Source organism: Klebsiella sp. EMBS2024 (genome assembly GCF_036233805.1).
GTDB classification, from domain to species: Bacteria; Pseudomonadota; Gammaproteobacteria; order Enterobacterales; family Enterobacteriaceae; genus Klebsiella; species Klebsiella pneumoniae.
This window is the reverse complement of the sequence record NZ_JAZARW010000001.1, coordinates 2,200,281-2,201,040: the sequence shown is the minus strand read 5'-3', so window position 1 is coordinate 2,201,040 and position 760 is coordinate 2,200,281. Positions and strand designations below refer to the sequence as shown.

1 protein-coding gene is annotated in these 760 nt (G+C 46.8%); it reads right to left on the bottom strand.

Annotation, left to right across the window (positions count from 1 at the left end; genetic code table 11):
• Positions 1-342 precede the first annotated feature (342 nt).
• Positions 343-760 (bottom strand): hypothetical protein (locus tag VZP09_RS10090; RefSeq protein ID WP_328795096.1); only part of this gene is annotated, 418 nt, incomplete at its 5' end.

Genomic DNA, 760 nt, shown 5'->3' with positions numbered 1-760 from the left:
ATTTACTGATATAAATCAGGACAGCAATGTATTTCATGGTGCGTTTTCGCAGCTTATTCTGGATGTGTGCGATCCGTCCGCTATATTATTAGATGATCAATAGCTCAGGTCATTTATATGTAAATTCTCAATGTAATTCGGGCGTTAATCTTAAAAAGTTAGTCTGGCCCGGTCGGGGCTGGACTTTCTTTATTTTACTGTGGCATGGTTTCCTCCCTGTTGTACCGCGCGCTCGCTTTTTTACACCAGGGAATAGTTTTCAGTATGGAATATTGTTGTTGCGAAGCCACCGCTTCTGCCCTGCGTCCAGACAGCTTCCTTCTCTCGCATGACAAAATATTATCAGTTTATTTGTTTTATTCTGTTTATCGTCTTTTTCAGCATTACGCAGTCACTCCCGATCTGAACCGAGATTCCGCTGAATTCAAACTGAATATACTCCGGCAGTACGCGGATACGAACGGGATTTTCTTGTGCATGTATTGCTGAGCGACTGCTATTCCGGGCGTTAAATAAAAGATCACCGTTCTGCCTTACCCAGTGCGCTTTGGGTTCCTGTAGGGAGACAGCGACGGGCGGTAGCGTTCGCGAAAGCAGGCGGGTGCGATAGCGCGGCCAGTGGGTGGCGAAGGGTAACGAATGGAGGACGTAATGATGAATTTTAACGCCAGAAAAGATGGAGTGAAGCGATGAGGAACAGGCTGATAAACGATGCAACCAGTTTGGTAAAGCAACCGCCGGGGCAGTCACGCTACCGGAT